This window comes from Lentzea sp. NPDC060358 (assembly GCF_042725365.1).
Lineage (GTDB): Bacteria > Actinomycetota > Actinomycetes > Mycobacteriales > Pseudonocardiaceae > Lentzea.
The window spans coordinates 1-22,318 of sequence record NZ_JBHXCW010000064.1 but is presented as its reverse complement, the minus strand read 5'-3'; the positions used below and the strand labels follow the sequence as shown (position 1 = coordinate 22,318).

23 protein-coding genes and 1 pseudogene are annotated in these 22,318 nt (G+C 72.7%); 11 read left to right on the top strand and 13 right to left on the bottom strand.

The genetic code is table 11. The features are described 5' to 3' along the window. Positions 1–7 precede the first annotated feature (7 nt). Positions 8–1,432 (bottom strand): class I adenylate-forming enzyme family protein, encoded by a 1,425-nt coding sequence (locus tag ACFWGZ_RS16305; RefSeq protein ID WP_382452317.1) that lies wholly within the window; start codon positions 1,430–1,432, stop codon positions 8–10. Further along, positions 1,419–2,963, bottom strand: coding sequence for an NAD(P)-binding domain-containing protein (locus ACFWGZ_RS16300; RefSeq protein ID WP_382452316.1), 1,545 nt, complete (start codon positions 2,961–2,963; stop codon positions 1,419–1,421). The genes ACFWGZ_RS16305 and ACFWGZ_RS16300 overlap by 14 nt, the downstream gene beginning before the upstream one ends. A gap of 62 nt (positions 2,964–3,025) precedes the next feature. Here ACFWGZ_RS16300 and ACFWGZ_RS16295 point away from each other — a divergent pair, with 62 nt between their 5' ends. After that, positions 3,026–4,519 carry an aromatic amino acid ammonia-lyase gene (locus ACFWGZ_RS16295; protein ID WP_382452315.1) on the top strand — a complete coding sequence of 498 codons (1,494 nt, stop codon included), beginning with the start codon at positions 3,026–3,028 and terminating at the stop codon, positions 4,517–4,519. A gap of 152 nt (positions 4,520–4,671) precedes the next feature. On the opposite strand, the gene ACFWGZ_RS16290 is transcribed toward ACFWGZ_RS16295, so the two are convergent. From ACFWGZ_RS16290 to ACFWGZ_RS16270, 5 genes are all read right to left on the bottom strand, one after another. Continuing rightward, positions 4,672–5,904, bottom strand: coding sequence for a sensor histidine kinase (locus ACFWGZ_RS16290; RefSeq protein WP_382452314.1), 1,233 nt, complete (start codon positions 5,902–5,904; stop codon positions 4,672–4,674). After that, positions 5,901–6,581, bottom strand: a complete 681-nt coding sequence (locus ACFWGZ_RS16285) for a response regulator transcription factor (protein ID WP_382452313.1) — start codon at positions 6,579–6,581, stop codon at positions 5,901–5,903. The genes ACFWGZ_RS16290 and ACFWGZ_RS16285 overlap by 4 nt, the downstream gene beginning before the upstream one ends. Before the next feature lie 257 nt (positions 6,582–6,838). Continuing rightward, positions 6,839–7,630, bottom strand: a complete 792-nt coding sequence (locus ACFWGZ_RS16280) for a glycoside hydrolase family 20 zincin-like fold domain-containing protein (protein ID WP_382452312.1) — start codon at positions 7,628–7,630, stop codon at positions 6,839–6,841. A 34-nt stretch (positions 7,631–7,664) separates the two neighbouring features. Beyond that, the gene (locus tag ACFWGZ_RS16275) at positions 7,665–9,362 is read right to left on the bottom strand and encodes an ATP-binding protein (RefSeq protein WP_382452311.1); all 1,698 of its coding nucleotides are present in this window, start codon (positions 9,360–9,362) and stop codon (positions 7,665–7,667) included. After that, positions 9,349–10,044 (bottom strand): response regulator transcription factor, encoded by a 696-nt coding sequence (locus tag ACFWGZ_RS16270; protein ID WP_382452310.1) that lies wholly within the window; start codon positions 10,042–10,044, stop codon positions 9,349–9,351. The genes ACFWGZ_RS16275 and ACFWGZ_RS16270 overlap by 14 nt, the downstream gene beginning before the upstream one ends. Positions 10,045–10,123: 79 nt before the next feature. Between ACFWGZ_RS16270 and ACFWGZ_RS16265 the strand changes: the two genes are divergently transcribed. Genes ACFWGZ_RS16265 through ACFWGZ_RS16250 form a run of 4 tightly spaced genes read left to right on the top strand, consistent with a single transcriptional unit; the run spans position 10,124 to position 13,587 of the window. After that, on the top strand, positions 10,124–11,155 hold the full coding sequence (locus ACFWGZ_RS16265) for a peptidoglycan-binding protein (protein WP_382452309.1): 1,032 nt from the start codon (positions 10,124–10,126) through the stop codon (positions 11,153–11,155). After that, a complete protein-coding gene (locus ACFWGZ_RS16260) occupies positions 11,152–11,877 on the top strand; it encodes an ABC transporter ATP-binding protein (RefSeq protein WP_382452308.1) in 726 nt (241 codons plus the stop codon). Before ACFWGZ_RS16265 ends, ACFWGZ_RS16260 begins: the two co-directional genes overlap by 4 nt. Then, positions 11,874–13,043 (top strand): ABC transporter permease, encoded by a 1,170-nt coding sequence (locus ACFWGZ_RS16255; RefSeq protein WP_382452307.1) that lies wholly within the window; start codon positions 11,874–11,876, stop codon positions 13,041–13,043. Before ACFWGZ_RS16260 ends, ACFWGZ_RS16255 begins: the two co-directional genes overlap by 4 nt. 10 nt (positions 13,044–13,053) lie before the next feature. Further along, on the top strand, positions 13,054–13,587 hold the full coding sequence (locus ACFWGZ_RS16250; protein ID WP_382452306.1) for a hypothetical protein: 534 nt from the start codon (positions 13,054–13,056) through the stop codon (positions 13,585–13,587). A 3-nt stretch (positions 13,588–13,590) separates the two neighbouring features. Here ACFWGZ_RS16250 and ACFWGZ_RS16245 read toward each other — a convergent pair whose 3' ends face one another. Then, positions 13,591–14,160, bottom strand: a complete 570-nt coding sequence (locus tag ACFWGZ_RS16245) for a TetR/AcrR family transcriptional regulator (RefSeq protein WP_382452305.1) — start codon at positions 14,158–14,160, stop codon at positions 13,591–13,593. Between the two features lie 93 nt (positions 14,161–14,253). On the opposite strand from ACFWGZ_RS16245, the gene ACFWGZ_RS16240 reads away from it, so the two are divergent. Together ACFWGZ_RS16240 and ACFWGZ_RS16235 are read left to right on the top strand one after the other, a co-directional pair. Then, complete coding sequence (locus ACFWGZ_RS16240; protein WP_382452304.1) at positions 14,254–15,156, top strand: SDR family NAD(P)-dependent oxidoreductase; 903 nt, start codon at positions 14,254–14,256, stop codon at positions 15,154–15,156. Between the two features lie 13 nt (positions 15,157–15,169). Continuing rightward, entirely contained in the window at positions 15,170–15,571 is a 402-nt protein-coding gene (locus ACFWGZ_RS16235; RefSeq protein WP_382452303.1) for a nuclear transport factor 2 family protein, read from the top strand. On the opposite strand, the gene ACFWGZ_RS16230 is transcribed toward ACFWGZ_RS16235, so the two are convergent. After that, positions 15,568–16,587 carry an LLM class flavin-dependent oxidoreductase gene (locus ACFWGZ_RS16230; RefSeq protein WP_382452302.1) on the bottom strand — a complete coding sequence of 340 codons (1,020 nt, stop codon included), beginning with the start codon at positions 16,585–16,587 and terminating at the stop codon, positions 15,568–15,570. The genes ACFWGZ_RS16235 and ACFWGZ_RS16230 overlap by 4 nt on opposite strands. After that, positions 16,584–17,177 carry an NADPH-dependent F420 reductase gene (locus ACFWGZ_RS16225; RefSeq protein WP_382452301.1) on the bottom strand — a complete coding sequence of 198 codons (594 nt, stop codon included), beginning with the start codon at positions 17,175–17,177 and terminating at the stop codon, positions 16,584–16,586. The genes ACFWGZ_RS16230 and ACFWGZ_RS16225 overlap by 4 nt, the downstream gene beginning before the upstream one ends. 455 nt (positions 17,178–17,632) lie before the next feature. Between ACFWGZ_RS16225 and ACFWGZ_RS16220 the strand changes: the two genes are divergently transcribed. After that, complete coding sequence (locus ACFWGZ_RS16220; RefSeq protein ID WP_382452300.1) at positions 17,633–17,941, top strand: DUF1540 domain-containing protein; 309 nt, start codon at positions 17,633–17,635, stop codon at positions 17,939–17,941. Positions 17,942–18,011: 70 nt separating this feature from the next. Here ACFWGZ_RS16220 and ACFWGZ_RS16215 read toward each other — a convergent pair whose 3' ends face one another. Next, complete coding sequence (locus tag ACFWGZ_RS16215) at positions 18,012–18,836, bottom strand: aldo/keto reductase (RefSeq protein ID WP_382452299.1); 825 nt, start codon at positions 18,834–18,836, stop codon at positions 18,012–18,014. A gap of 30 nt (positions 18,837–18,866) precedes the next feature. On the opposite strand from ACFWGZ_RS16215, the gene ACFWGZ_RS16210 reads away from it, so the two are divergent. Then, the gene (locus ACFWGZ_RS16210) at positions 18,867–19,508 is read left to right on the top strand and encodes a TVP38/TMEM64 family protein (RefSeq protein ID WP_382452298.1); all 642 of its coding nucleotides are present in this window, start codon (positions 18,867–18,869) and stop codon (positions 19,506–19,508) included. A 59-nt stretch (positions 19,509–19,567) separates the two neighbouring features. Here ACFWGZ_RS16210 and ACFWGZ_RS16205 read toward each other — a convergent pair whose 3' ends face one another. Together ACFWGZ_RS16205 and ACFWGZ_RS16200 are read right to left on the bottom strand one after the other, a co-directional pair. Then, complete coding sequence (locus tag ACFWGZ_RS16205; protein WP_065919117.1) at positions 19,568–19,912, bottom strand: RNA polymerase-binding protein RbpA; 345 nt, start codon at positions 19,910–19,912, stop codon at positions 19,568–19,570. A 238-nt stretch (positions 19,913–20,150) separates the two neighbouring features. Beyond that, entirely contained in the window at positions 20,151–20,906 is a 756-nt protein-coding gene (locus ACFWGZ_RS16200; protein ID WP_382452297.1) for a thymidine kinase, read from the bottom strand. Between the two features lie 239 nt (positions 20,907–21,145). Between ACFWGZ_RS16200 and ACFWGZ_RS16195 the strand changes: the two genes are divergently transcribed. Together ACFWGZ_RS16195 and ACFWGZ_RS16190 are read left to right on the top strand one after the other, a co-directional pair. Then, the gene (locus tag ACFWGZ_RS16195; RefSeq protein WP_382452327.1) at positions 21,146–21,478 is read left to right on the top strand and encodes a PadR family transcriptional regulator; all 333 of its coding nucleotides are present in this window, start codon (positions 21,146–21,148) and stop codon (positions 21,476–21,478) included. Next, positions 21,475–22,318: pseudogene (locus ACFWGZ_RS16190) on the top strand (hypothetical protein); the annotation flags it as partial. The gene ACFWGZ_RS16195 and the pseudogene ACFWGZ_RS16190, both read left to right, overlap by 4 nt.

Sequence of the window (22,318 nt, the reverse complement as noted above, 5' to 3'; positions counted from 1 at the left end):
TCTCTCCTCACGCTGTGCCGATCAACTTGGCGAGCTGGCGCTTGTCGGGTTTGCCGCTGGGTGCGACCGGGGGTTCGGCGATGGCGGTGACGCGCACGGGGGCGCAGGCGGCGCCCACCCGGTGCGCGACGAGCTCCCGCAGCTCGCCGAGCTCGGGGACGCGGTCCGCCCTGGGCACGACGAACGCGTGGACGGCCTCGCCCGTCTCGTCGTCCGGCACCGCGACGACGTAGGCCTCGGCGACGTCCGGGTGCTCGGCGATCGCGTGCTCGATGGGGCCGATGTAGTGCAGGTTCGCGTTGACGATCACGACGTCCCTGGCGCGCCCGGTGAGCACGAGGTTGCCGTCGTCGTCGAACCGGCCGAGGTCGCGCGTGCGGACCCAGCCGTCCACGAAGACCTCGGCGGACTCCTCCGGGTTGTCCCAGTAGGAGCTCGCCTGGGCGGGCGTGCGGACGAACAGCTCGCCGTCGCGGATCTCCACGTCCGTCGGCGGTGTGCCCACCGTGCCGGGCCGGTCGGCCGGGCCGGCCATCGAGATCATGCCGGTCTCGGTCTGGCCGTAGCCGTGGAACACCACCGGTCCGAGCACCTCGAGCGCTTCGCGGTGCCGTTCCGGCGTCAGCGGGGAGCCGGAGACGAGCAGCGCCTTGAGCGTCGACAGGTCCGCCGGGTCGGACTTCTGCGCGGCGACGAGCTTCGCGAGGCCGGGCACCGTGATCACGCGGGCCGTCGCGCGCAGCCGGGTGATCGCGTCGGCGGGGTTGCCGGCGGCCACGACGGTGCCGCCCGCGGTGAGCGTGAGGACCGCGTACTCGAACATGACGTAGCTCGACAGCGACCCGAACACGAGGTAGCGGTCGAGCCGGGTCGCCAGGTCCCCGATCACCGGGGGCCAGGCGTCCGGTCGCACGTTCCAGGCGTGGGAGAGCGAGGCGTAGGTCTGCGCGCAGGCCTTGGGCGCGCCGGTGCTGCCGCTGGTGTGGATCAGCCGGGCGACGTCGTCCGGCCGCCCGGCGCACTCCGGGGTGTCGGCGGGCGAGGCGAGCAGGGTGGCGACGTCGAGCCGCGGCAGGGCCGATCCGAGCTCGTCGTCCTCCGCGTCCGTCACCACCGCCGTGATGTCGAGGCCGAGCAGGTGCCAGACCTGCGCGTCGGTGAGCCCCGGCCGCACGCCGACCACCCGCGCGCCCACCGCGTGCGCCGCGAGGATCGCCGCGAACGCCTCCGGGTTCACGCCGAGCAGCAGTGCGAGCCCGTCGCCGGGCCCGATGCCCCTGGAGCGCAACCCGGTCGCGATCCGCGCGACGAGGCCGAGCAGTTCCGCGCCGGTCACCACGCGGGTGCCGTGCTCGAACACCGGCCGGTCCGCGGCGGCGCCGAGCACGTCGAGCACCGCGCGCGGGAACGGCCCGGTCTCACGCGCCGGCAAGGCATTCCTTGACGAACGCGCCGAGCGGCTGGTGGTGCACGTCCGGGAGGTCCCAGTCGTTCTCCAGGTTCTCCGCGAGGTGGTGCGTCGCGGCGAGCACGCCGTGGCGGTAGTACCGGACCACCGGGTGCAGGTAGCTCGCGTCGGCGGCGTTGACCGCGTCGTTCTCGGCGACGCGCGGGACGGTGATGTCGAACGGGTCCACGGTGTCGTGGTCAGGCCCGTACTCGAGCGTGGCGACGAACCGGTGCTCACCCGGCCCGAGCCCGCCGTCGGCGACGTAGGAGACCGGCACCTCCTCCTCGTACCGCGCGTTCTCGCCGTCGACCGTCACGACGTCGCCGATGACCGCGAACTGCTGCCACAGGCACGAGGAGGTGTTGACCCTGGCGATCAGGGCGTCGCTGATCGCCTCCGGCGACAGCTCCAGCTCCTTCGCGGGCCACGGGGTGTCGTGGTGGCGGGCGTTGAGGACGCGGTGCAGCGCGCGGGCGCCGTAGCGGAAGCCGTGGATGAAGCCGCTGGTGGACTTCTTGAAGTCCCGCGACTGCGTGATCGTGCCCGCGAAGTACAGGCCGGGCACGTTCGTCGACTCGAACGCCGAGGTCAGGTGCGGGAACCGGTCCTTGATGATCAGCTCCGGCCGCGCGCTGCCGTCGAAGATCGAGGCGTCGAACCGGAAACCGGTGCACGCGATGATCCGGTCGTACTCCAGCTCGCGCAGCTTCTCGACCGTGCGCGCGTAGCGGAACTGGATCCGGAAACCGCCTTCCGGCCGGGGTTCGATGCGCTCGACCGTGCCGTCGATGACCGCGTTCTCGCTCTTGAGCTGGTAGGTGTCGAGGAAGTTGTTGTTCACCGCCCGCAGGTGCCCGACGTAGTGGGTCTGCCAGGCGAGCTTCACCGAGTGCGGTCCGGCGACGTGGATGACGGCCGCGTGCTCGACCAGCGCGTCGGCGGTCTCGAAGCCCGAGTTGCCCTTGCCGATCACCAGCACCCGCTGGCCGGTGAACGAGCTGGGGTCGGTGTCGAAGGTGTCGTAGCGCTCGGCGTGCTCGATGCCGGGGATGGGCGGCACGTAGAGCTGCGAGACGCCCGTGGCCATGACGACGTGCGCGGCCTGCCAGGTCTTGCCGTTCTGGTCGAGGACGGTGAACCCGCTCTCGTCGCGGGAGATCCGCGTGACATCGATGTCGTAGTGCACCGCCAGGCCGTCGGCGACGTCCTGGAAGTAGCGCACGATGTCGTCGGCGTCCGGGAAGTACCGGGGGGAGTAGCGGGTGAACAGCAGCTCCGGGTCGTCGAGCAGCAGCGAGTTCCAGTCCATCCGCATCCGGCGCTCGGGGTCGGCCGACCCCGTGTGGACCTTGTTGATGGAGATGAGCTTGCGGTGCCGCGGGTACCGGGTGAAGAACGTGCCGGCCCCGCTGCCGCGCTCGAGGACGGCGTAGTCGCGACCGTCCCGCTCGAGCAGTGCGGCGAGCTGCAAACCGGCCGGTCCCGCGCCGATGATCAGGTAGTCGTACGCCATGGCGGGGAAGCTACCCAGGCGATCTCAGAACTTTCTGAGATCGCGTGCCTACCGTCCGTGCCGTGACGACGACCGCCTCAGACACGTCCGTGGACCTCGGCTCACCGCTGACCGTGCCGCAGCTCCAGCGCGCCTCGGCCCCGCTCGAGGTGCTGGCCGGGCAGGCCGTGCGGGAGCGGGTGGCGCGGGGCCGCGCGTACCTGCGCACGCTGGTCGACGACGACCGCCCCGTGTACGGGCTGAAGACCGGCTTCGGCGCGCTCGTGGGCTACGCGGGCCGTTCCTCTGCCGCCGACCAGTGCGACAACACCCTCGCACACCTCGGCGCGGGCCAGGGCCCCGACCTCCCGCTGGACGTCGCGAGAGCCGCGCTGCTGGTCCGCACCTGGTCACTGGCCCAGGGCCTGTCGGGAGTGTCGGCGCACGTGGTGTCGGGCCTGGCGGCGATGTTCGCGACGACGTTCGTGCCCGCGATCCCGCGCTACGGCTCGGTCGGCGCCAGCGGCGACCTGATCCCGCTCGCCTACGCGGCCCAGGCCCTGCGCGGCCGTGGCCACGCCTACGTCGACGGCGTCCGCCGCCCGGCCTTCGAGGCCCTGACCACCGCGGGCCTGTCCCCGCTGGAACTCGACGGCCGCGACGCCCTGGCCCTGGTGAACGGCACGTCCGTCACCACCGCCGCCACCGCCCTGTCCCTGGCGTCGATCCGCGCCTCCCACCGCGCCCTGACCGATCTGACGTGCCTGCTGGTGGACCTCCTCGGCGCCGATCCCGGCTTCGCCGACGCCCGCCTGATCTCCGCGTTCGGCCACGCCGGCGCCGTGTCGGTGGGCGAGTCGATGCGCACGACGCTGGCCGGCTGCACCCCGAGCGGCACCCGCGCGTTGCAGGAGCCGTACAGCATCCGCTGCGCACCCCAGCTCCTGGGCGCCGCAGAGGACGCCCTGCGCTACGTGGACGGCGTGGTGGCCGCGGACCTGGGCGGCGTGAGCGACAACCCGCTGTTCTTCCCGGACGACGACCTCGTGGCGCACGGCGGCAACTTCTTCGGCCAACCCGCCGCCTACGCCGCCGACGTCCTGGCGATGGTCACCGCCTCCCTGGGCAACGTGGCCGAACGCCAGCTCGACCTCCTCGTCGACCCGTCCCGCAACACGGGCCTGCCCCCGATGCTCGCCGCGGGCCCCGGTCAGCAACACGGCCTGCAGGGCGTGCAACTCGCGACCACGGCCTTCGTGGCGGAGATCCGCCGCAACGTCCTGCCCGCCAGCACCCAGAGCCTGCCGACGAACCTGCACAACCAGGACGTGGTCCCGTTCGGCACCCAGGCCGCCCTGCGCTCCTACGACCTGGCCGGCCTGCTCCGCCTGCTGTGCGGCTCCCTGGCCCTGGGCCTGCGCCAGGCGGCGCACGTGGGAGCCCGCCGCCCGACCGCACCCCGGTGCGCGGCGCTGCTGGACGCGCTGGCGGAGGCGATCGAGCCGGTGGACCCGGACCGTCCGCTGGACGAGGACGTGCGGGTGGCGGCGGAGGTGGTGGTGGCGGGCGAGTGGTGAGGCGGCGGCTTGTGCGGCTTGTCCGAGGCGGCTTGTGCTGGGCGGCCTGATCGAGGCGGTCCGAACGACGCGGCCAGCTCCACGCGGCCTGTGCGCCGCTGCTTGTCCCAGCCGGCTCGTCCCGGGCGGCCAGCTCGACGCGGCCGGAACTGTCAGACCAGCTCGGTACGGTGGGCAGCGGGGGACCCAGACGACCAGGGGACCCCTGAGCCGGCCTGCGCGGCCAGCGGCACCCGCAACGTGAACCGGGCCCCGGCCCCGGGCCGCCCCACGGCCTCCACGGTCCCCCCGTGCCCGGCGACGACCTCCCGCACGAGCGCGAGCCCCAGCCCGAACCCGCCCTCCCCGCCGCGGAACCGCTCGAACAACCCCTCCGCCTCCCGCGGCTCGAACCCGGACCCGGTGTCGGTCACCGCCAGCTCCACCACCCCGGACACGGCCGCGACGGACACGGAGATCCGCCCGCCCTCCGGGGTGTGCCGCACGGCGTTGGCCAGCAGCTCGTCCACCGCCCGGCGCAGCGCCGTCTCGACGCCGCTCACCACGAGCGGGTGGCCGGGGTGGTCGAGCGACACCGTGATCTGGCGTTGCGCGGCCCGTTCGGTCTCGCCGACGACGGCGGCCTCGGCCACGTCCGCCAAGTCGACCGGGCGGCCCTCGAACGCGCCGAGCTGCGACGACTGCAGCAGGTCGTCCACCACGTCCGCGAGGCCGCGGATCGAGCGGGCCAGGGCGTCGAGGTTGCCGCGTTGCGCGTCGGGCACGGCGGCGGCGAGCAGTTGCGCGCGCAGGTGGGCCCGGGCGATCGGGGTGCGCAGTTCGTGGCTCGCGTCGGTGACGAAGCGGCGTTGCCGGGCCAGGGCCTCGGCGAGCGGGCCCACGGCGCGGCGGCTCACGCCGAAGCCGATCAGGGCCGCCACCAGCAGGCCCGCCGCCTGCGCGATGCCCAGTGCCAGCAGCAGGTGCCGGCGGTCCGCGAGCTGGTAGCGCAGGTCGAACACCGCCTGCACCGTCGTGCCGTTCGCGCCCGGCGCCGTCAGCACCTCGTACTCCGTGCCGTTCGCGGACACCGACCGCTCGACCTGCACGCCGGAGGACACGACGGAGTCGAGGTCCGGCCGCAGCGGGAAGCCGGCCGGCACGGCCAGCACACCCTGGTCGAGCACACCGTTCTCCAGCACGAACACCCACGCGCAGCGCGGCGCCACGTCCGGCACCCCGTACCGGGCGTTGTACCGCAGCTCGCGCGCCACCTGGGTCTGCTGCGCCTGCGCCATCACGAGGTACGCGATCCCGCCGACGAACGCGATCACCAGGGTGATCGCCGCGCCGACCAGCAGGCTCACCCGCCACCGCGCGCGCCGGATCTCCGCCTCCGCGTTCACAGCGCCCCCAACCGGTAGCCGATCCCCTGCACCGTCAGCACGACCGAGCGCCCGACCTTGCTCCGCAGGTAGTGCACGTAGGTGTCCACAATGGACTGCGAGGGGGCGTCCTGGAACACCGTCCTGCGCAACGCCGCCCGCGTGTGCACGGTGTCGGGGTGGGTGGCGAGCACCCGCAGCAGCGCGAACTCCCGCGCCGTCAACGGGATCTTCTCGCCGTCGGGCAGCACCACCTGGTGCTGCTCCAGCTCCAGCCGCCCCTCGCCGATGCGCAGCACCGCGGCCAGTTCCGCGGCACGGCGGCACAGCGCGCGCAGCCGGGCGGTCAGCTCGCCCAGGTCGAACGGCTTGGTCAGGTAGTCGTCGGCGCCCGCGTCGAGCCCGTCGATCCGGTCGTGCACCGAGCTCATCGCGGTCAGCACGAGCACCTGGGTGCGCAGCGACCGGGACCGCAACCGGGACAACAGGTCCAGGCCGTCGATCACCGGCAGGCCGCGGTCGATGACCACCACGTCGAAGGGCTGGGTGAGGGCGAGGTGCAGTCCGCGCTGCCCGTCGAACGCCGTGTCCACTACGTAGCCCTCGCCGCGCAGCACGGCGGCGAGCAGCTCCACCAGTTCCCGGTCGTCCTCGACGAGCAGCAACCGGAAAGGGTGGTCCGCCCGCACCCCCGACATCCCCCGCACATCGACACGATGGCACGTGATCACCCGCCCGGCCAGGTCGCCGGAACAGGGCAACAGCCGATCAACAGGTGACCACTTCCGCACCGGTCAAGCGAATTCGCCGCCATGGGGAACAAGGCGATCCGGCTTTCGGCCGACACCCCGATAGGCCTGGGCACCGAAAAACCGGGACGAGACCGGGCATTTCAACGATAAACATGTGAACAGCCGCGCGGCGCGACCAGCGTTCACACCGCGGCTGTCAACGACTACCAGGCGGGCGCGACCGCCGACGTCGTCCGCTGACCGCCCACCCAGCCCGCGGTCGCGACCGCGCGCAGCACGTCGTCGCCCTCCACGAGCTGCCCGTGCGGGCCGAGGACGTCCGAACCGCCGTCGTGCCACCTCACCGGCAGCTTGCCGTGGCGTTCGAGCAGGCCGGCGAACTTCGTGCCGAGCTTGGCGCTGCCGATGTGCACCCAGCGGCTCGGGAAGAGCTCGAGCAGCTCGACCGTCGCGGGGCTGAGCTCGGGCACCACCGTCACGCCGTGGTCGCGCCCGTACTCGACCAGCTCCCGCAACGCGTCGGGGTCGCCCTCGGGGAAGACGTGCAGCACGTTGAGCTTGTAGGCGGCCATCCGGTCGATCGCCCGGCGCATCTCGGCGGGCGGCAGCAGCGCGCTCGACACCCCGCGCCACGCGAACGCGGGGGAGTCGCGGACGTCGGCCGCGCGGACCGTGCCGTCGCGGGTCATCAGTTGCCGGAACGACTGCACGCCGTGGCGCAGCCCGGCCTGGGTGCCCGCGCGCAGCATCACCGCGTCGTTGCTGACGAGCAGGGCGTACCCCTCGGGGCCGAGGCCGCGCATCGCCGGGTCGTGCGACACCATCAGCATGCCGTCGGGCGACTCGGCGAGCAGGTACCCGGTCTGCCGGAAGATGTGCTCGCGCAGCATCGCCGCCGCGGTGCGGGCCTGCCCGGTCACCCGGACGGTCACGTCTTCGGTCAGCACGAACGAGCCCGTGCGACGGGGCGCGCTCGCTGGCATGGGAACGATCACCGGTTTCTCCTCCAGCGGTCCAACGCTGGCAGTATCAGCCGAGTTCCGGCAAGCGGACGCGGAACGTCGTTCCGACACCTGTTGTGCTGATCACATCGACCGTCCCGCCGTGCGCCTCGACGAGCTTGCGCACGATCGCGAGACCCAGCCCGCTGCCCCCTGTGCTGCGGGAACGCGACGGGTCGGCCCGCCAGAACCGGTCGAAGACGTGCGGCAGGTCCTCCCCGGCGATGCCCGGCCCGGTGTCCGCGACGGTGAGCAGAACGTGTCCGGCATCCGGGACGGCGCCCAGGGTGACCGAGCCACCGGAGGGCACGTACCGCAGGGCGTTGGCGACGAGGTTGTCGAGGACCTGCCGCAACCGCACGGCGTCCGCGTGCACCACGAGCGACGGGTCCGCCCGCACGGTCACGGTGACACCGGCCTGCGCCGCGCGTGCCTGGTGCGCCGCGCGGACCTGCTCCAGCACCGCCGCGACCGGCTGCGCGACGACGGTGAGCCGCAATGCGCCCGCGTCGGCCACCGCGAGGTCCTGCAGGTCGTCGACGACGTGCTGCAGGACCAGCGCCTCCTTGAGCAGCAACGCGACCAGCGCCGGGTCGAGCTCGCTCACCCCGTCCTCGGCGGCCTCCAGCCAGCCCCGGATCGTGCTCAGCGGGGTGCGCAGCTCGTGGGCGACGTCGCTGACCATCGCCTTGCGCGCGTGCTCCAGCTGCGCCCGGTTCGCGGCCATCGTGTTGAACGCCCTGGTGAGCCCGGCGATCTCGTCCTGCCCGCGCACCGGCACCGGCGGGATGTCGCCCCCGGCGGACATGTGGTCGGCGGCGGCCGTCAACGCCCGCAGCGGTCGCGTGATCCGCGCGCCCGCGAGCGCCGCCACCCCGACCGCGGCCAGCAGCACCGCCGCGGCGGCGCCGACCACCTGCCACTCGTTGCCCGGCAACGAGATCGCGGCCGTCGGCGGACCGGCGGAGGTCGTCAGGTAGAGCAGGGCGGGCGGTGCCACGTACGGGGTGAGCTGCTCCCGGCGGGACGAGGCGACGCAGGCGGCGACCGCCGGCTCGTCCGGCGGGGGCACGCCCGACTGCTTGCCGGCGGGCGTGTAGTCCGGGTCGAGGTCGACCGGGGGCAGCGACCGGCGCGCCAAGCAGGCGCCGACGAGGTCCTCGAGGTCGAGCAGCGCGGCGAAGTCGGCCGCCGTGTCGAACGGCAGGTCGTCCTCCCGGCAGTCGAGCCGCGCCTGCTCCTTGCGCACGAGCCGCAGGCAGAACAGCGACCCCGTGCGGTCCTCCCGGTCGCGGAAGGCGATCGGGGTGCGGAACGGCCCGAGCACCCGGTCGTCGATCCGGTCGGCGGGCGCGCCGGGCACGAGCACCGGGTCGACGGCGAGCGGGTCGACGACCGCCGCGGCCGTGGCCGGGAGCTGGCCGCCCGCGCCGCCGCGGTCGACGATCGTCCGGCCGTCCCTCGTGACCAGCACGACGCGCCGGCCGGGGTGCTCGCGCAGCAGGGAGTCGAGGTGGCCGTCCACGTCGGACCAGTCGCGGTGCGCCGCCGCGTAGCCGAGCAGCGCCGCGTAGATCCGGTTGTCCGCGGCCAGCTCCCTGCCCTGCTCCCGCGCGATCGACGCCCTGGTGAGCTGCGTCGCGAGCCACGCGGTCGCGGCGATCGAGCACACCGCGATCAGCACCACGACCAGCAGCAGCCGGGCGAAGACGCTACGGCGCGCCACGACGCCCCGCCGTGAGCTTGTAGCCGATGCCGTACACGGTGACCAGGTGTTCCGGCGCACGGGTGTCGGCCTCGATCTTGCGGCGCAGGTTCTTCACGTGCGTGTCGATCGTGCGGGTGGTGAGGAAGCTGTCCAGGCCGTGCATCCGCTCCAGCAGCTGCTCGCGGGAGAACACCCGGTCCACTTCGGACGCGAGCACCTCCAGCAGACCGAACTCGCCGGGCGTGCACTCGATCCGCTCGCCCCGCACCGTGACCTCGTGCCGGACCGGGTCGACGACGATGGGCCCGACCGCGAGCAACGGCACCGGTTTCTCCGCCGGGCGCCTGCGCAGCAGCGTCCGCACCCGCGCCACCAGTTCGCGGGGGCTGAACGGCTTGGTCATGTAGTCGTCCGCGCCGATGCCGAGCCCGTGCAGCAGGTCGTCCTCGGTGGACCGCGCGGTGAGCATCAGCACCAGCACGTCCGAGTCGGCTCGCAGCGCCCGGCAGACGTCCAGTCCGCCCAGACCCGGCAGCATCAGGTCGAGCACCACGAGAGCAGGCCCGCGGGAGCGGCACACGTCGAGCGCGTCGCGTCCGTCGTGGACGACGAGCACGCGGTGGTGGTCCTGCTCCAGGTAGCGGCGGATCAGCTCGGCCTGGTTCACGTCGTCCTCGGCGACCAGGATGAGAGCGCTCACCCGGCGATCATAGGGACGCCCTCGGGGCGGTCACCGGTTCGACACAGGATCCTCACAAGTGCCTCCGAAGATCCACCGCATGCGCAACACCGTCATCGCGGCCACGCTGCTCGTCGTGGCCGTCGCCGCCGTCTTCCTGGTCGTGCGGGGGAGACCGGACGAACCGGCCGCGGCGCCCCCACCGGAGGTGAAGACCACCACCGTGCGCAAGGGGGACCTCGCGAACACCCGGCTGCTGCAGGCGAACCTCGGGTTCGGCACCGCCCGCCCCGTCAAAGGGGGCGCCGGCACCGTCACGAAGCTGCCCGCGCCCGGTCAGGCCACCGAGCTGGGCAAGGAGCTGTACCGCGTGGACGACCAGCCGGTCGTCGTGTTCTACGGTGCGACACCCCTGTTCCGCGCGCTCGACGCACCGGGCGTCAAGGGCTCGGACGTCGCGGTGGTGATGGACAACCTCGCCGCGCTCGGCTACCAGGTCGGCACGCGGCCCAAGGACGTGGCCAAGGCCGAGCTCACCCCGCGCGTGGTCGAGGCGGTCAAGAAGTGGCAGAAGGCCGTGGGCGTCGAGCAGAACGGCGTCCTCGCGCCCGGCCGCGTGCTGGTGCTGGACCGGCCGATGCGGGTCGGGTCCGTGAAAGCCCAGCTCGGCGCGTCCGCCGCCGAGGAGCTCTTCGAGCTCACCCCGACCACCCGGCTGGTCACCGCCGAGGTGCCGGTGGCCGAGGCGGGCGCGCTCAAGGCCGGCCTGGCGGTCGCCGTCGTGCGCCCGGACAACCGCGAGGTGCCCGCCACGGTCACGTCGGTGACGAACGCGCCGCCGCCGGAGAACGGCGGTGGCGCGCAGGTCGACGTCGTCGTCACGCCGGACAAGCCGGCGGACGTCGAGGACTTGGACACCGCGCCGGTCCGGCTGAAGATCACCACCGAGAGCCGCACGGGCGTGCTGACGGTGCCGCTCGCGGCGCTCGTCGCGTTGAAGGAGGGCGGGTACGCCGTGCAGCTGCCCGGCGGCGCGCTCAAGGCCGTGACCACCGGCCTGTACTCGCACGACCAGGTGGAGATCTCCGGTACCGGCATCACCGAGGGCCTGGAAGTGGTGACGGCGCAGTGACCCCTCCCGTGCTCGCGCTGCGCTCGGTCAGCAAGCACCACCCCGGCGGCGTGACGGCGCTCGACGACGTGTCGTTGCAGGTCCGCTCGGGTGAGCTGCTCGCGATCGTGGGACCGTCCGGCTCCGGCAAGTCGACGCTGCTGCACCTCGTCGGCACGCTGGACCTGCCGTCGTCGGGAACGGTGGAGATCGACGGCCGGGACGTCTCGACGCTGCCGGACCGCGAGCTGTCGGCGTTGCGCGGCAGCCGCCTCGGGTTCGTGTTCCAGCAGTTCCACCTCTCCGACGCGCTCTCCGCCACCGAGAACGTCGCCACCGGCCTGCTGTACGCGGGCGTGCGGCGCAGGGACCGCAGGGACCTGGCCGTGGCGGCGCTCGAACGGGTCGGCCTCGGGCACCGCGCCGACCACCGGCCGCAGCAGCTCTCCGGCGGCGAACGCCAGCGCGTCGCGATCGCCCGCGCCGTCGTGAACAACCCGTCCCTGGTGCTGGCCGACGAACCGACCGGCGCGCTCGACACCGCCACCGGCCACGCCGTGCTGGACCTGCTGCGCGAGCTGAACCGCCAGGGCACGACCATCGCCCTGATCACCCACGACCGCGACATCGCCGCCTCGCTGCCGCGCCGGGTGGAGCTGCGCGACGGCCGGATCGTCGCGGACACCGGTTCCGGCACGGGCACCGCGTCGGAGCGGACCGTCGTCATGAGGAGCGTGCGGTGAGACGCCTCTCGTTCGCCGACCTGCTCGCACTGGGGTCGCTCGGCATCCGCACCCGCAGGCTGCGCGCCGCCCTGTCCGCGCTCGGCATCGCCCTGGGCATCGCCACCGTCGTGGTGGTCACCGGCATCCCGGCGTCGAGCCAGCAGGCGCTGCTCGACGAGCTGACCGCGCTCGGCACCAACCTGCTGCGCGTCCAGCCCGCCCCGCGCCAGGACGACCCGGTGCTGCTGCCGGAGTCGTCGGTGGCGATGGTGCGGCGGATCGGCCCGGTGACCACCGCCGCGGCCGTGGCGAACACCCACGCCCGCGTCCGCCGCAACGACCTGCTCGACCCCGGCCACAGCTCCGACCTGACCGTCCTCGCCACCACCCCCGGCCTGCTCGACGTGGTGAACGGGCACGTCCGCAGCGGCGAGTTCCTGCCGCGCCCGGACTTCCCGTCCGTCGTGCTGGGCCACGTCGCGGCGTCCCGGCTCGGCATCCGGGACGTGGGGGAGCACCCGGCGGTGTTCGTGGGGGAGCACTGGTTCACCGTCGTCGGGGTGCTCGGCCCGATGCCGCTGGCCCCCGACGTCGAACGGTCGGTGCTCGTCGGCTGGGAGGCCGCCCGCACCCAGCTGGGCTTCGACGGCCACCCGACGGTCGTGTACGTGAAGGCCCGCGAGGAGGCCATCGAGGACGTGCGCGCCGTGCTCCCGGCGACGCTGCACGGGGAGGTGCCCGGCCTCGTGCAGGTGTCGCGGCCGTCCGACGCCCTGGCGGCCAAGCGCGCCACCGAGAACTCCTACAGCGCGCTGTTCCTGGGCCTCGCGGGCGTCGCGCTGCTCGTGGGCGGCGTCGGCGTGGCCAACACGATGGTGATCTCGGTGCTGGAACGCCGCAGCGAGATCGGCCTGCGGCGAGCGCTCGGCGCGACCCGCGGCCACATCAGGGCCCAGTTCCTCACCGAGGCCGTCCTGCTCTCGGGTCTCGGCGGGCTCGCGGGCACCGCCCTGGGCGCGCTCGGCGTCGCGGGCTACGCCACCTGGCACCGCTGGCCGCTCGTCCTGCCCCTGCCGGTCCTCGCGGCCGGTGTGCTGGCGGCGTTCGCCGTGGGCGCCGCCGCAGGTCTCTACCCCTCCATCCGCGCTGCCCGGCTCACGCCGACGCAGGCGCTCTCCGTGTGAAAGGTTCCCGATGAAGAAGGCCCCGCTCGCCCTGCTGCTGCTCCTGGCCGCCTGCTCGGCGCCGGCCGCCCAGCCCGAGGTCGCCTCGATCTCGACGCCGGCCGCCGCGTCCTCCGGCCCGGCCGCCCAGGAGCAACGCCCGCGCGAACGCCTCGACATGACCCCGGAGGACCTCGACGCCCTCAACGCCCCGTACGACCAGTGCATGGCCGGGTTCGGCCTGGACAAGAAGGGCAGGGCGGACGCGGCCCACGGCCAGTCCCAGCCGATGAAGGAGGAGGTCGACAAGGCGGTGCAGGCCTGCGCCTCCAAGGTGCCGCTTCCGCCGTGGGAGAAGGACCCCGCGAACCCGGAGGCCCTCGACTTCGCCCAGCGCGTCGTGCAGTGCCTGCGGGACAAGGGAGTGCGCTACGTCGAGGTGCTCAACGAACCGGGCGCCGAGATGATCACCTGGTCGCTGGGCGGTCCGAACAACGACGCCGCGTCGATCACGCTGGGCCTGGAGCACGCCAAGGAGTGCGAGATCGCCTCGTCGAAGAAGTGACGCTCAGCGGGCGGGCAGGGTGGCGATGAGCAGGTCGACGAGCGCGTCGCCGTCCGCGTCGTACTTGCGCGGGTCGAGCTGCCCGCCCGCCTCGAGATCGGCGATGCCGTGCGCCGCGGCCATGATCAGCCCCGCGAACGGCCGCGCCCGGCCGGCCGGGACGACGCGGGCGACCAGGGTGTGGAAGACGTCCTGCGACCGCTCGCCGACCTCCGCCGCCAGGTCGCCGAAGGGGGCGCGGGTCAGCATCAGGCGGTAGCGGCCGGGCCTGGTGCGGGCGAGGGCGAGGAACTCGCCGATCGCCTCCCGCAGGGCCGCCGCCGGGCTCTCGACCGACCGCGCCGCGATGTCCTGGAAGCGCGCGGTCAGCTCCTCCCACCCGGCGAAGCTGATCGCCGTGAGCATCGCGTCCTTGTCGGCGAAGTGGCGGTAGGCGGCCGATCGCGACAGCCCCGCCGCGCCGCCGACCTCGCGCAACGTCACCGCTTCCACGCCACCGCGGTCGAGGAGTTCCTCCGCCGCCCGCAGCAGGGCCTGCCTGGTCGCGGCTGCGGTCTCGGCGCGCGTCGTCACCGGGTCATCCTAAGCCGCCTTCCGGTTGAGTTGACAGCGTCCACCGAAAAGGTGTTTTCTGTTGACGATGTCAACTCAACCGGAAGGCTGACGATGCACACCCTGGTGATGACCGGCGCCACGAGCGGCATCGGCCGCGTGGCCGCCGCCGAACTGCTGCGCAGAGATCCGCGGATGCACCTCGTCGTGCTCGCCCGCGGCCGGTCCGGCGAGGACCTGCAGGGGCCGCGCGTGACGCTGGTCGACGCCGACCTGGCGAGCGTGGCCGGTGTCGGTTCCGCCGTCGACGCGATCCGCGCCCTGCACCTGGACGGCGCCGTGCCCCCGATCACGGGGTTCGCGGGCAACGCGGGCGTCTCGCTCGGCGACGCCCTGCACGCGACCGCGGACGGCCACGAGACCACGTTCGCCGTGAACGTCCTCGCCAACCACCTGCTCATCGCAGGTCTGGTCCCGTTGCTCACGGCACCGGCGCGGCTGCTCGTGACCGTGAGCGACACGCACTTCGGCGACTTCAAGCACTCCGGCGGCACCATGCCCGCACCCCGGTGGTCCGCTCCCGCTGTGCTGTCCCGGCCCGGCGCGTTCCCCGACCCCGGCTCGGTCACGGCGGGCAGGACCGCCTACACGACCAGCAAGCTCGCCGCGATCCACCTCGTGCACGAGTGGGCGAGGAGGCTGCCACCGGGCATCACCATCACCTCCTACAACCCCGGCCTTGTCCCGCGCACGGGCTTGTCCCGCGACGCCGGACCGGTGGGCAGGTTCGCGATGCGCTGGCTCACCGTCCCCCTGGCGCTGACCCCGTTCGCCGACACCCCGGCCGCCGCGGGCCGCAAGCTCGCCGACGCCGTCCTGGGAGGCGTCGACGCACCGTCGGGCTCCTACGTGGACCGGACCCGCGTCACCCGGTCGTCCGGCGAGTCCTACGACCCCGGCCGCGAACGCGCGCTGTGGGACCACCTCGAGACCATCCGCACGACCGCGAACGCCTGACGGGAGCACGCAGATGCGCCACCACGCCGAGGCGTTCTTCGCCGCGACGGAGTCCAAGTCACCGGAGGTCCTGGAGCCGCACCTGGCACCGGACGTCGTCATGGAGGTCCCGCTGACCGTGCACGGGGCACTCGCGCCCGTGGACACCGTCACGGGCAAGCAGGCCCTGCTCGACTGGGTCCGGACGGGAGCGGTCACGTTCGACCGGATCCGCTGGCGGGACCTGGAGTTCTCCACCGCCGGCGAGACGGTGTTCGCCGAGTGCCACGGCGACATGACCGTGGCCGGGACGGGGGAGCCGTACCGCAACCGGTACGTCTTCCGGTTCGACGTGCGCGACGGCCTGATCCGCCGCATCCGCGAGTACTCGAACCCGGTCGCCGTGGCCCGGTTGCTGGAACGGCCGGGGGCCTAGGAGAGCAGGTCCCGCACCCGCGGCACGACCTGCGTCCCGTACAGCTCGATCGTCCGCAGCAGCGACTCGTGCGACAGCCCGCCCATCCCGTACTTCAGGTCGAACCGGCTGGCGCCCAGCGTCGTCATCGTGCGCGCCATCTTCGCCGCCACCGTCTCCGGCGACCCGACGAACAACGCGCCCTGCGGGCCCACCTCGCGGGCGTAGGACTCGCGGGTGGGGGCGGCGAACCCGCGCGACTTGCCGAGTCGGCCGATCAGGTCCAGGTAGTGCGGCCAGAACTCCTCGCGCGCCTGCTCGTCGGTCGGCGCGACGTGGCCGGGGGAGTGGATGCCGATCGGCTGCGGCTCGTGGCCGAACTTCTCCAGCGCGTGCCGGTAGAGCTCGGAGAACGGGGCGAACCGCGCCGGGTCGCCGCCGATGATCGCGAGCATCAGCGAGAAGCCGTAGGTGGCGGCGCGCACGACGGACTGCGGGCTGCCGCCCACGCCGATCCACGTGGGGAACGGCTCGCTGAACGGCACGACGTCCTGCTCGTGCAGCGCCGCGCGGGTCTTGCCCTGCCAGGTGACCGGGCCGCCACGGAGGATCTCCGCGAAGAGGTGCGTCTTCTCCTCGAACAGGTCCTCGTAGTCGGCGAGGTCGTAGCCGAACAGCGGGAACGAGTCCACACTGGACCCGCGGCCGAGGATGACCTCCGCGCGGCCGCCGGAGATCGCGTTCAGCGTGGAGAACCGCTGGAACACGCGCACCGGGTCGTCCGAGCTCAGCACCGTCACCGCGGAACCCAGGCGGATGCGCGTGGTGCGGGCGGCGATCGCGGCCAGCACCACGTCGGCGGCCGAGAGCGGCATGTCGGGCGTGTGGTGCTCGCCGATGCCGAAGAAGTCGAGCCCGACCTGGTCGGCGAGCACGCCCTCCTCGACGAGGTTGCGGATGGTCTGGGCGTGGCTGAGAGGGGTGCCGGTGGCGTCGTGGGTGACGTCGCCGAACGTGTCGAGCCCGAACGTGGTCATGACTGCTCCTTCGCGAGCGTGGGGAGGTTCTCGAAGTCGGGCTGGCCGGCCGCGACGCCGAAGAGCGGGCTGCCGGGCTCCAGGTGCCTTCCCGCGCTCAGCGGGCCGACCGGCACCGGGTCGAACCCGATGTCGCGCAGGAACCCCGACACGACGGCCACGGCGGCGGGGGAGTCGCCGGCGACCCCGGCGGCGCGTCCCGCGGCGGGTTCCATGTCCTGGTAAGCGATGTGGTTGAGGGCTTTCACGACGTGCGCGCCGGTGAGCCGTGCCGCGACCTGCTCGCTGGTGCCCAGCGGGGCGGCGGCGGGCGGCCAGTGGTTCATCGCGTCGACGACGACCTTGCCCGCGAACGGCGCCGGGTCGAGCGAGGGGAACCGGTGCCACGGGATCGCGAGCACCACGAGGCCTGCGTCCGCGACCGCGTCGGCGGCGGACGCCGCCACCGCGCCTGGTGCGAGGAACTCGACGATCATCGCGATCCGCGCGGGGTCGCCCGAGCCCGCGATCGACACCGTGTGCCCCGCCGCGAGGGCGAGGCGCGCGAGCACGGGACCGACGTGACCCGCACCCAGAACAGCGATCTCCACAGCACACCCGACCCAGCTAGTTGACGTATCACCTAGCCTAACCGGACCGTCCCCCGGTTATTCCCGGCGGGTGGCGGTGGCGAGCCGATATCGGGGCCTGCTCGTTTTCACACCTCGGCTCGTGCTGTTCTGCCGATAGGGGTTCGTATCGGGAAAGGCCGATCCCGGAAGAGTGGATCGCGGCGATCGCCGTGCGCCGGATCCGCTTCTTCCGGATGGTTCCCAACCGAGTCCGCTTCACGTCGAAGGCGTTGGGTTCCGGCGGGAAACTGCAGCTCAGTGCGCCTGTGTCAGGCGTGGGGAACGAGCGCGGCGTTTACTGTTCGGGCCGTGAGATCAAGGACGGAATGATTGTTGAAGGATAGGCTCCCCTAATTCCGCTCGAATTGCGGGCCCGTCGTGGCGGTGGCAGGGTCCGGGACAACCGAACCTTTCCCACCACGGCAGGAGCGGACATGACCACCCTCGAGAACCCGGCGATGCCCGCAGTCCACGACTGCAGCGTGAGCGCCTGCTCGTACAACCACGACGGCTGCCACGCCTTCGCGATCACCGTCCGCGGCGACAACGGGGCCGCGGACTGCGGCACGTTCATCCCGCTCGGCACGAAGGGCGGCCTGGACAAGGTCGTCGCGCAGGTCGGCGCCTGCTCGCGCACGGACTGCACGCACAACGCGTCGCTGGAGTGCACGGCGCAGAGCGTGCGGGTCGGCCAGGGCGCCGGTGACCACCAGGCCAACTGCCTGACCTACGAACCGCGCTAGGGCCTGTCCTCGAGGGGACGGCACCGGCGAATCGACGCCCTCCGCGAGCGCGGAGGGCGTCGTCGTGCGGTCAGAGCATCTCGAGCGGCCGCGGCCCGGCCGGTGCGGGGAAAGCCCGGTCGAGCTCGGCCAGGTCCTCCTCGGTCAGCACCAGGCCGGTCGCGCGGGCGTTGTCGCGGACGTGCTCGACCGTGCCCGCCTTGGGGATCGCGGTCACGAACGGCAGGCGCAGCACCCACGCCAGCGCGACCTGGGCGGCGGTCGCGCCGTGCCGCCGCGCCACGGACGCGAGCACCGGTGAGTCCAGCAGCCTGCCCTGCTCGACGGGGGAGTAGGCCATCACCGGGATCCCGGCGCCGGCCTGCCACGGCAGCAGGTCGTGCTCCGGGCCGCGCCGGGTGAGGTTGTAGAGGATCTGGTTGGTCTGGCAGGAGCCCGGCAACGCCGTCAGCTCGCGCAGGTCCGCCAGGTCGAGGTTGCTGACGCCCCAGTGCCGGATCTTGCCCGCCTCGGTCAGCGCCGCGAACCCCTCCAGCGTGTCCGCGAGCGGGAAGCGGCCCCGCCAGTGCAGCAGGTAGAGGTCGAGCCGGTCGGTCCCGAGCCGCCGCAGGCTCTCCTCGCACGCCCGGACCGCGCCGGCCGCGCTCGCGTTGCCGGGCAGCACCTTCGACACGAGGAACACCTCGTCGCGGCGCCCGGCGATCGCCTCGCCGACGAGCGACTCCGCCGAGCCGCCCCCGTACATCTCCGCCGTGTCGATCAGCGAGAGCCCCTCGTCCAGACCTGCCCGCAGGGCGGCGACCTCCTCGTCGCGCCGGGCGAAGTCCTCGGCCATCATCCACGTCCCCATGCCGAGCGCGGGGATGCTTTCGCCGGACGGCAGCTGCACGGTCATGGCCCTCAGCTTGCCGGGTACGTTGGAGCGATGCGACGTCCGGGCCTGATCGTCCTCGTGCTGCTCGTCGTCGCGTTCGCCGTCCTCGCCCAGCTGGTCGACCTGCCCGACGGTAGCGGGCTGCGCTCGGTGGTGGACCGCGCGGGACCGGCGGCCCCGGTGCTGTTCCTGGCCGTGTGCGCGATCGGCACGGCGGTGTTCCTCCCGAAACCGGTGCTCGGCACGGCGGCGGGGCTGCTGTTCGGCGTGGGGTGGGGGAGCGCGCTCGCCGTCGCCGGGTTCACGGCGGGCGCGCTGATCGCGTTCGCGGTGGCCCGCAGGCTCGGCCGCGACACCGTGCAGGGCTGGCTGGGGGAGCGGCTGGAGGTCGTCGAACGGCTCTTCACCCGGCGCGGCGTCGAGGCCACGCTCGTGCTGCGGCTGCTGCCGGTGGTGCCGTTCACGCTGTCGAACTTCGCCGCGGGCGTCACGGCGGTGCGGGCGCGGGACTTCGCCCTGGGCACCGCGCTGGGCCTCGTGCCCTCCACCGTGCTCGCCGCGGTGCTGGGCGACGCGCTCGACGACCTCGGATCACCCCGTTCGCTGGTCGCGCTGGCGATCTGGGGCGTCCTGGCGGCCGCCGGGGTGTGGTGGGGGCGGAACCTGGTCGCCGCGGCCGCGAAAGCCTCCTGAGAGACGCAAGAAGCCGCCCCGGCGGGAGACCGGGACGGCTTGAAGCGTCTGCGAGGAGATCAGGCCGTGCGGGTGCGGCGTCCGCGAAGCTCTTCGAGGCGCTCGTCGAGCAGCTCCTCGAGCTCGGGGATCGACCGGCGCTCCAGGAGCATGTCCCAGTGCGTGCGCGGCGGCTTGATCTTCTTCACCTCCGGCTCGACCCCGTCGATGATCTTCGACTCGGTGCCGTGGAGACGGCATTCCCAGGTCGGCGGCAACTCGGCGTCGTCGGAGAACGGGACCTCGAAGTCGTGTCCCTTGGGGCAGGCGTACCGCGCTGCCCGGCGCGGAGCGAGATCGTGGTTGCGGTCGGTCTCGTAGCTGACTGCTCCGAGCCGGCTTCCACGCAAAACGCGGTCGGCCATGGCGGTGTCCTTTCGCTCGGCTCAGGGCCGGGGCCCAGGCTTCTTGCTCACCGTGTGCAACGCCCGGATTGCTCCGTTTGTTTCCGGCTCGCTCTCATGGTCGCCCACAGTGACGTCGTTCACTCGTCAACGAAGGCTTCCTACTAATGGATGCGATCGCCACAGGATCGTGACGCGTTATCAAGCTCCTGCGCTCATGCATCACTCTAATGGCCTAGAGGAGGCGGTGGGTAGTCGCCTATGCCAACCGGAGCTGACCACTTTGTGCGACGTCAGGGCCCAGGTCACCCAACCGGAAGTGACGCCGGCAGAGCACTTGATAGCGCACAGTAGTTTCCGTGGCGTCGGTTACACCGTTGCTCTCCGTACCCGATCGGTGCTGTTCCGTGTCCGGCACCGTGTCGGCGACCAGGACCGTGTCCCCGGCGCGAATCACTCGTCCAGCCCGCACTCGCGCGTTGAACCGGCCCGGCACGCCGCACCAGCACAGCACCTCGACCTGGATGGCCTTGAGCTCGTCGGCCAGTTCGAACAGCCGCTGCGAGCCGGGGAACATCTCGCCGCGGAAGTCGGTGGCCAGCCCGAAGCAGTACACGTCGACCTGGACGTCGTCCGCGAGCTCCGCGAGCTGCTCCACCTGCTCGGCCGTGAGGAACTGCGCCTCGTCGACGATCAGGTAGTCCACCCGCCGGCCCAGCGCCCACTCCGCCCGCACCAGCCGGCGGAGGTCGTCGTCGCGGATCTCCGCGGCCTCGCGCGTGATGCCGATGCGGCTCGAGATCTGCGGCCGGCCCGACCGGTCGTGCCGCACCAGCAGCAGCCCGCGCCGGCCTTGCCGCGAGTTGTTGTGGTCGATCTGCAGGGCGAGCGTCGACTTGCCGCAGTCCATGGGGCCGAAGAAGAACTTGAGGTGCCCCACCACCGGCGTCGAGCGTCGGGAACCCGCGACAGGAACAGCGGACAGGGCATCTGTCGGATCGGGAAGGGCGTCCACGGCGGGTCACCCTAGTGCCTGGATCCCGATCATGAGGAATCCCCACGGTCCATCTCCCGCCCCTTCGCCCGCGACCTGGTACGTCGGGTGGGACATAGCCGCGGTTCAAGGTCTTCAAACATGTATTCGGCTCGGGTAGCTCGATAATTTCAGTGTTGACCGAATTCAACGATTGCCGGTGGTCGGCTTCTCAACATAGCTCGCGTCTCGATATATTCAGCGACATGAGTGGTCGAGTGATGTCCGAGCAGGCGTTCCTCGTGCTCACGGCGCTGGCGGAGGAGCCGTTGCACGGGTACGCGATCGTGCAGGCGGTGGAGCAGCTGTCCGAGGGGCGGATGGTGCTGCGCGTGGGCACGTTGTACGGGGTGCTGGACAGGCTGGTCGCGGACGGGCTCGCCGAGCGCGACCGCGAGGAGGTGCACCAGGGGAGGCTGCGGCGCTACTACAAGCTCACCGACTCGGGTGTGCGGGCGCTGCAGGCGGAGGTCGCGCGGCTCAGCGCGAACGTGCGGGCGGCTTCGGCCGTGCTGAGGGGGAGGGGCGTCCAGGCGTGGGCGAGCAACGGATGAGCAACCTCGAGCGGCGGTACCGGACGCTGCTGAAGGTGCTGCCGGGGTGGTACCGGCGCGACCGCGAGGAGGAGATGGTCGGGATCTTCCTGGCGGGCCGGGAGGACGACCTGGACCTGGAGCACGGCTGGCCGGGGTGGGGGGAGACTTGGGCGGTGCTGGGGCTCGCGGTGCGGACCCGCTTCGCGGCGGGGGCGGCACCGGGCGCGTCCGGGGCGGCGTGGCACGGGGAGGTCGCGCGGGCGCTGGGCGTGATCGGGTTGCTCGCCGGCGTGCTGCAGGCCGGCGTGTCGATCCAGAGCGCGGCGGTCACGTCCGGTCTGCCGGGCCCGGGCGCGGGTGCGCTGTACGCGGTGTTGCCGGTGGCGGCGTTCGCGGCGCTGCTGGCGGGGAAGCGGACGGCGGCGAAGCTGCTCGCGCTGGTGTCGATCGGGCCCGGGGTGCTGTTCGGGACGTTCGTCGGGACGTGGCTGGTGTTCCAGCTGCCCGCGATCGTGACGTTCGCGTGCCTGTGCCTGGGGTTCCACCGCGAGGCGCCCACGCCGCCGCCGGGGCGGCTCGCGTGGTGGGGCGGGGGAGCGCTGCTGCTGGGCGTGCTCGCCGGGCCGCTGCTGGGGACGGTCGCGCTGATCGCGGCCGTGGCGGTGGTGCGGGTGTTCGCGCTGGTGCGGGGTGACTTCGTGCTGGGGCGGGCGTTGTCGGTGTTCGCGGTGCTGGAGCTGGGGCCGGTGGTGCTGTTGCTGCTGAGCGGCACGGTGGTGGCCCCGCCTCCCGGGATGCCCCGCCCCCGGCGCCCGTCAGCCCAGTTGGACGGAGCGCTTGGCCAGCCCGCCCCAGAAG